This is a genomic window from Thermodesulfovibrionales bacterium, from assembly GCA_035622735.1.
Classification (GTDB): domain Bacteria; phylum Nitrospirota; class Thermodesulfovibrionia; order Thermodesulfovibrionales; family UBA9159; genus DASPUT01.
This window is the reverse complement of the sequence record DASPUT010000261.1, coordinates 1-5,500: the sequence shown is the minus strand read 5'-3', so window position 1 is coordinate 5,500 and position 5,500 is coordinate 1. Positions and strand designations below refer to the sequence as shown.

Annotated in this window: 7 protein-coding genes and 1 rRNA gene; 3 read left to right on the top strand and 5 right to left on the bottom strand. The window is 52.0% G+C overall.

The features are described from left to right. The first annotated feature begins 146 nt into the window (after positions 1-146). A 5S ribosomal RNA gene (gene rrf, locus VEI96_13525) occupies positions 147-262 on the top strand. Positions 263-337: 75 nt separating this feature from the next. Here rrf and VEI96_13520 read toward each other — a convergent pair. Together VEI96_13520 and VEI96_13515 are read right to left on the bottom strand one after the other, a co-directional pair. Continuing rightward, positions 338-1,192 carry a methylated-DNA--[protein]-cysteine S-methyltransferase gene (locus VEI96_13520; GenBank protein ID HXX59014.1) on the bottom strand — a complete coding sequence of 285 codons (855 nt, stop codon included), beginning with the start codon at positions 1,190-1,192 and terminating at the stop codon, positions 338-340. Positions 1,193-1,359: 167 nt separating this feature from the next. After that, positions 1,360-1,512: a GlsB/YeaQ/YmgE family stress response membrane protein gene (locus VEI96_13515; GenBank protein ID HXX59013.1), complete on the bottom strand. Its 153-nt coding sequence runs from the start codon at positions 1,510-1,512 to the stop codon at positions 1,360-1,362. Between the two features lie 325 nt (positions 1,513-1,837). Between VEI96_13515 and VEI96_13510 the strand changes: the two genes are divergently transcribed. Further along, positions 1,838-2,374, top strand: coding sequence for a hypothetical protein (locus tag VEI96_13510; protein HXX59012.1), 537 nt, complete (start codon positions 1,838-1,840; stop codon positions 2,372-2,374). Between the two features lie 319 nt (positions 2,375-2,693). Next, positions 2,694-3,236, top strand: coding sequence for a hypothetical protein (locus tag VEI96_13505; protein ID HXX59011.1), 543 nt, complete (start codon positions 2,694-2,696; stop codon positions 3,234-3,236). Positions 3,237-3,257: 21 nt separating this feature from the next. On the opposite strand, the gene VEI96_13500 is transcribed toward VEI96_13505, so the two are convergent. The 3 genes from VEI96_13500 to VEI96_13490 all read right to left on the bottom strand — a co-directional run. Then, on the bottom strand, positions 3,258-3,890 hold the full coding sequence (locus tag VEI96_13500) for an NADPH-dependent F420 reductase (protein HXX59010.1): 633 nt from the start codon (positions 3,888-3,890) through the stop codon (positions 3,258-3,260). A gap of 87 nt (positions 3,891-3,977) precedes the next feature. Continuing rightward, positions 3,978-5,048: an aminofutalosine synthase MqnE gene (mqnE, locus tag VEI96_13495; GenBank protein ID HXX59009.1), complete on the bottom strand. Its 1,071-nt coding sequence runs from the start codon at positions 5,046-5,048 to the stop codon at positions 3,978-3,980. A gap of 224 nt (positions 5,049-5,272) precedes the next feature. Continuing rightward, positions 5,273-5,500, bottom strand: a 228-nt coding sequence (locus VEI96_13490; protein HXX59008.1) for a hypothetical protein, incomplete at its 5' end; no start/stop codon positions are given.

Below are 5,500 nucleotides of genomic sequence, written 5' to 3'. Positions count from 1 at the left end.
CTTAGGGGACTGTCCATATTTACGGACGCCTGCCTGTCCGGCAGGCAGGGAACAAAGTGAAGTCGTAGAATAGGGACTGTCCCAGCAAGAGAAGCGGCTTGCATTTTGTTCTTTTGAAATGTTAGAATTTCCAAAGAAATTAGGTTTCCGGTGACGATGCCGGAGGGGTTCACCCGTTCCCATTCCGAACACGGAAGTTAAGCCCTCCAGGGCCGATGATACTCTGACCGCGAGGTCTTGGGAAAGTAGGTCGCTGCCGGATTAAAATAGAAAAGGCCTGGAAGAAATTCCGGGCCTTTTTGTTATACACTTCGACTTCCTCCAGGAAATCTTTCCCTCAGCCCCTACCCTTTTCCTCTTTTCCGGCTTCCCATGCGAGCATCGCCTTCTTCCGCGCGCTGCCCCAGCGGTACTTGCCGATTGCGCCGGTTTTACGGATGACCCTGTGGCAGGGTATCAAGAACGCGACGGGGTTGCGTGCCACCGCATTCGCAACGGCACGGATGGCCCCTGGCCTCCCGACCTCACGGGCGACGGCTTCGTACGAAACGAGACGGCCTCGCGGAATCCTGAGAAGGGCCTGCCAGACCTTCACCTGAAGATTTGTTCCTTGTACGTGGAGTGTGAGGGTATTGCTTGATTTCGCCGATCCGAATATCTTATCCGCGTACGGTTTCGTCGCTGATTGGCCTTCTCCTATTTCCGCATCGCTCCATTGTTCCTTGAGATCTCCCAGGGTCTTGCCGCGCCCGCCCGGCCCCACGAAAGCGAGATAACATATCCCTCTTCCGGTAACCGCGATGAGGCACTCTCCGAAGGAGCTCGGATGGAACCCATAGAGGATGCTGATGCCCCTGCCCCGTTTTCTGAACTCATCCGGTGTAACCGCTTCGACATTCACGAACAGGTCATGAAGCCTGCTCGGGCTCGACAAGCCAGATTCATGGGTCAGATCGAGAAGACTGCCGGAATTCTCCATCATCTTCTTTGTGTGTTCGACGGTCAAAAGCTGGAGAAACCGCTTCGGGCTGATCCCTGCCCAACGTCTGAAGAGGCGCTGGAAATGATATTCGCTCAGGTTCACCGACTTTGCGATCTCTTTCAAACCGGGCCGCCGGTTAAAATTCCTCTCGAGAAAGACGATCGCCTTTTCGATTCGTCTGTAGGGTTCAAAAGTTAGGCTTCTCTTCATATCGCGTGCCTCCTGTTTCTATGTTAGCTCGGGCTGCTAAACAGGGGCAATCCGGTTCTTGCTCTCCCCGAGGATTTGATAAAGGAATGGCTTCGTGATAATGGTGATTCGGAGAGCGTAAAAGACTTATTTCGATGTCAGCGTGACATCGTGACGTTCTCTTCCCTTTATTTCAGCCGATGGACGAGCCAGAGAAGAATAACAGCCCCAACCGTAGCCGTCACGAGAGAGCCGATGAGACTGAAAGAAACGACGCCGAGCAACCGGAAGACAAAACCTCCGACGAGGGCTCCAAGAATCCCTATAACGAGGTCCCCCACGAGACCGAAACCTTGACCGCGTGTCAGCTTTCCCGCAAGCCACCCTGCCACAACCCCGATAACGAGAAACCAGAACCAGTGGATAGCACCCCCTTAACTTCCTTTCTTCTCTTTTTCGATCCGTCGACCGTCCTCTGCTCAGTCTATCACGCTTTCCCGTCTCAAACAAGTGCGGTTTCGACGTCCGCTATGGAGAGGAGAACCGTCATCGACCTTTTTTCGGTGACCCACGATTTGTTAAAATAAAATCAAGGAAAGTGAGAAAGAGTTCGAAAGGATCAGGCTTCCAAGAGCCCAACTCGATGAAGCTAAAAGGAGGTGCAAGATGAAAAAACATATATCGTTCATCATGGTAGTTCTCTTGAGTTTCATACTCAGTCCCATCGCAAGCTATTCCGGAGAGTACCAGAAGGCTGCTGTCGCTCACTCCGCCGATTTTGAAAAGATGAAAGAACTGGTCGGTGTTTGGGAAGGAAAGGGGGACATGGGTAAGGGCATCGAGTCGATTAGGGCGACCTATGAGCTTACCTCTGCGGGAAACGCGATCGTTGAGCGGCTCTTCGTAGGACAGCCCCATGAGATGGTCACCGTGTATTATGATTTTGGCGGAAAATTGAACATGACCCACTATTGCGCGCTTGGCAACCAACCCCACATGGAGTTCATGAAGCAGGGCGATAACAGTATGGTCTTTGTTCTGTCCGATAAGAATCCGAACCTCGCATCCATGCAGGAAACCCATATGCACGCGCTCAAGATAGCGATGAACAACAAGGACAGCATCACGGAGACGTGGTCTCTCTATGAGAAGGGAGAGAAGAAATCAGATGTCGTGATCACATTGACGCGCGCCAAGTCATGACCTGCCTCTGATGAGGGGGCCGCAGAAGGTCATAGGGGTTAAGGATTCCATCCTCCGTCAAATGCTGGAACTGCGAACCGGAAACATACCCGACTTTTTTTAAGATATTTCCTCTGTGAGTGCTGCGCATCCGATCCTTCCCGCGAAAAGATTCTCAGAAACGTTAATACTGACGATCTACTCCTGACGAAACCTTTCCTCTCGTCTATGAAACATATTTAATGGAATTAATTGCGGTTTTCTGTAACCATAGACTTTATCGAGCCGGACCGGAGACGAAATGTATCGCAATAAATACGCTTTTTCAGGAGGTTATTTCATGAAGAGACGCATTCTTATAACAGTATCGCCCGTGGTCCTGCTGCTCATCCTCTCGCTTTTCGGTATCGGAAAGAGTGCTGCGGAGGTGAATCTGAGTATCGGGATAAACGTCCCTCTGCCGGCTTACACATTTCATGAGCCGCCTCCGGTGGTCGTCGTGCCCGGGACTTACGCCTATTATGTCCCTAATGTGGATGTCGATATCATTTTCTATCACGGCTACTGGTATCGCCCCCACGAAGGGCACTGGTACAAGGCTGCTGCGTATAACGGGCCGTGGGTCTTCCTTGCTCCCTCAAAGGTGCCCCGCGTCTTGGTAACTTTGCCTCCCGATTATCGCGTAAGGACAGTGGGACACGAACACATCCCGTACGGACAACTGAAGAATCATTGGAGAACCTGGGAAAAGGAAAACCACTGGGAAAAGGAGTCGAGACGGAACGAGGAAAAGGCATGGCGAGGAGAAGAAAAAGAACATCATAAAGAGGCAAAACAGGAGCATAAAGAAGGCAAAGGCAATGGCAAGCACCGGGACGATTAGTTCAGCAACCCGAGTGCGGGCTCAGCGCCGGATAAGGTCTATCGCTATGTTGGTGCCCATTCCCCTGCCGTAGGCGAGTTGTATCATGAGCATGGCGACGGGTTCGAGGTAGCGTGCAGACTTAAGGGGTCCCGCGTCAACAGGCCCGAAGCCGGCATCCACGATGAGACGCGAGACGATATTCTTTGCCGCGTCGTCATCACCGCAGAAGAACATGGTAGGCAACCGGGAACCAAAGAGCCGTGAGGAGGCATGGTAAACCTCGGCGAAGGCCGTGTTGAAGGCCTTAACGACCTTTGCCCCTGGTGCGAGCTTCGCGACCTCCTCTGCAGCGGAAGTCGTACATCCGAGGGCAAGATCGCTGATATCGGGTTTGAGGGGGTTCGTACAGTCTATCACTAACTTTCCCTCAAAAGGACCTGCTGAATTCATCGCTTCTGTCACCTGAGACCATGCCACGGAAAGGAGAACGACCTCACTCTTCTCGACCGCTTCCCGGAGCGAACCGGTCCTCGCATTCGGAACCGACTTTGCCAGCTCGTCGAGCTTTGCTGCATCACGTGAAAAACTGAAAATGATCTGATGCCCTTTCTTAGCCCATATCTTTCCGAGACCGCTTCCCATCTTCCCCGAGCCGATAATCCCTATGTTCATAGAGACCTCCTGTCATAACCTATTTCCTTTATAGCAGAAAGGCCGGAATCCTTCAAGTTCTTTAGCGGGAAATGATAGGGGAAAATATCAATTGACCGCACGATAAAAGGCATCCCGCTCGACCGCCCTCTTCCCTGCCCTTTCTATGAGATTCACGAGTTCTCTTCTCGTCATCCCCTCGCTGCTCGTTGCACCGGCGGCATGGGTTATCTTTTCTTCGATAATTGTCCCGTCGAGGTCATCAGCACCAAAGAGCAGTGAAAGCTGCGCTATCTTCTCCCCGAGCATTATCCAGTAAGCCTTTATATGAGGGATATTATCGAGGACGAGCCTGCTGACGGCGATCGTCTTGAGATCATCGATGCCCGAGGTGTAGCCTCCCCCCATATCCGTGTTCTGCGGATGGTATGCGAGAGGAATAAACGCCTGAAAACCGCCTGTCTCATCCTGCAACTCCCTCAGCCGCAAGAAGTGATCGACCCTTTCTCTGTACTGTTCAATATGACCGTAAAGCATCGTCGCATTTGTTGCGATGCCGCTGAGATGGGCTATTCTATGGATTTCGAGCCATCTCTTTCCCGATATCTTTTCAGGGCAGAGTCTTTTTCTCACCCGCTCAGCAAAGATTTCTGCGCCTCCCCCGGGCATCGCCTCGAGTCCGCTTTTTCGTAGCCTCTCAAGGACCGCCCTCACGGAGAGGCCGCTTATCCTCGAAAAATGGTCGATCTCGACAGCGGTGAATGCCTTTATATGGATGTCAGGGAATTCCTTCTTCACGGCGGATATCATCCTGAGATAGTGATCAAAGGGCCAATCAGGGTGGAGGCCGCCGACGATATGGACTTCGCTGAATCGTGTCCCATTGCCGGGTCTCGCCATCCTCAGTCTTCCCAGGATATCCTTGATCGTCAGTTCGAACGCTCCTGCCTCACCCTTCGAACGACTGAAGGCACAGAACCGGCACCGGTTGATACAGATGTTTGTCGGATTAATATGTCTGTTCACAACGAAGTAGGCCTTGTCGCCGTTCTTCTTTCCGGCAGCATAGGAAGCGAGCCTCCCCAGGCTGAAGATATCATCCGTCTCAAAGAGGTAGAGGGCGTCTTCTGCTGAGAGCCTCTCGCCCGAAAATACTTTTTCCCTGATTCTTTCGATCATTGTTAATTATAAACTTAAAACCCTCTTTTCTTAAACCCCTGCCCGGGTTAGATTGTTAAAGAAGGTTCTCAGGAACGATGCGGGCAGGTTCTTTCAGATGATACGGCGGTATGAAGATTTGTGGTCGATGGGTATTTCTCTTCCTCTGAGACGGTGCACGAAAATAAAGAAGAGGGAGGCCAATTTTCCTCCCTCTTCTTTATCGAGGATGCGATTGAATAGTTCTATTCGGTAACTTTCACTTCGGCAGTCTCTGCCGGCGCCTTTTCCTTAAGAGCGGCTGAAACCGCTTCTGCCATGTAGCCTGCTGCTGTCCCCAATACAGCCCCTGCCACGATGCTCATGAACCCCACACACGTGATCCCCATGAGTATCCCGACCGCCGTCGCTACCCTCAGCAACACCGTGGCCTGCAGTGGCCCTCCAAAAAGATGGCTCATCAGTACCAGCGT

Coding starts and splice junctions, on each gene's coding strand:
- VEI96_13520 (HXX59014.1), bottom strand. CDS start 1,192: ATGAAGAGAAGCCTAACTTTTGAACCCTACAGACGAATCGAAAAGGCG.
- VEI96_13510 (HXX59012.1), top strand. CDS start 1,838: ATGAAAAAACATATATCGTTCATCATGGTAGTTCTCTTGAGTTTCATA.
- VEI96_13505 (HXX59011.1), top strand. CDS start 2,694: ATGAAGAGACGCATTCTTATAACAGTATCGCCCGTGGTCCTGCTGCTC.
- VEI96_13500 (HXX59010.1), bottom strand. CDS start 3,890: ATGAACATAGGGATTATCGGCTCGGGGAAGATGGGAAGCGGTCTCGGA.
- mqnE (HXX59009.1), bottom strand. CDS start 5,048: ATGATCGAAAGAATCAGGGAAAAAGTATTTTCGGGCGAGAGGCTCTCA.